This is a genomic window from Blastocatellia bacterium (assembly GCA_035275065.1).
In the GTDB taxonomy this organism is placed as follows: Bacteria; Acidobacteriota; Blastocatellia; order UBA7656; family UBA7656; genus DATENM01.
Window position 1 is genome coordinate 1 of sequence record DATENM010000152.1, and the last position, 1,327, is coordinate 1,327.

General features: G+C 69.2%; 1 protein-coding gene. It reads right to left on the reverse strand.

Features of this window, described 5'->3' with window-relative positions; translation table 11 throughout:
- Positions 1-1,261: condensation domain-containing protein (locus VJ464_28090; protein HKQ09015.1), on the reverse strand; the 1,261-nt coding region annotated here is incomplete at its 3' end.
- Between the last annotated feature and the right edge of the window lie 66 nt (positions 1,262-1,327).

Here is a 1,327-nt window from a genome sequence, read left to right on the forward strand (position 1 = left end):
CGCGGGCGACTTCTTCCTTGCTCGCCGTCGGCAGCGCGCTGAGCTCCCACAGCCGCAGTCGCACCCGAGCTTCGGCCTCGATCACCTGCACGGCCTGCGACTGCCGCAGCTCGAAGCGCGTCCGCAGCACCTCGTGCCGCCTCACGATCTCCCCCAGGCTCTGCTCCAAGGCCCCTACCTTCAGCTCGCCGCTCAACCGCACGGCGTGCGGCACGTTGTAGGCGGCGCTCGCGGGCTCCAGCTGATGGATGAACCACAGCCGCTGCTGCGCGAATGACAGCGGCAACTCACCTTCCCGACTCACCCGCTCAATCGGAGGTGCGGCGACGCTCTTGCCTTGCCGCTGCTGCTGCTGCACCGCCGCCGCCAGCCCTCGCACCGTCGGCTCCTCGAACACCACCCGCAGCGGGACTTCCACCCCAAGCACCTCGCGCACTCGCGACACCACCTGCGTCGCCAGCAACGAGTGGCCACCCAGCTCGAAGAAGTTCGCCTCGACGCTCACCTCTCGCTGCCCCAGCACCTCACTGAAGATGCCCGCCACCAGCTCCTCGTTCACCGTTTGTGGCGCGCCTGCCTCGGTACTACTCTGCGGCTCTGCCATCGGGGCTGGTAGCGCCTTGCGATCCAGCTTGCCGTTGGCCGTCAGCGGCAGCTCCCCCAGCATCACGAACACCGTCGGCACCATGTATTCCGGCAGCCGCCGGCTCAACCCCTCCCGTAGCTGCTTGCCGCTCACCTCCGCCCCATCCTCGCCCACCACGTAGCAGACCACCTGCGGCCCGCTCACCGCCTCATCGCGCACCACCACGGCGCTCGCCCTCACCCCCGCCTCCTCGTTGACCGCCGCCTCGATCTCCCCTAGCTCTACCCGATACCCTCGCACCTTCACCTGCTGGTCGCTTCTCCCTAGGTACTCCAGCTCCCCTGCGGCGCTGTACTTCACCACATCGCCCGTCCGATACAGCCGCGCCCCAGCTTCCCCACTGTAAGCATCGGGCACGAACCGCGAGGCCGTCTCCGCCGCTTCGCTCACATACCCCCGCCCCACCGCCGCCCCGCCGATGTAGAGCTCGCCGACCATCCCCGGCCCAGCCACCTGCTCGCCGCCGCTCACCACATACCCACGCACATTCCCCAGCAGCCGCCCAATCGCTATCGTTGCCTGGCTGCCGCCCTGGCCGCCCGCCTCGACCTCCTCTACCCCCACCCGGTGCGTCACCACCCCGACCGTGCACTCCGTCGGCCCGTAGTGATTCACCACCTCCGCCCCTCGCCCTTGCCCCCACCTCACCAACTCCGCCGCCTGCTTCGCCTTCAGCCCTTC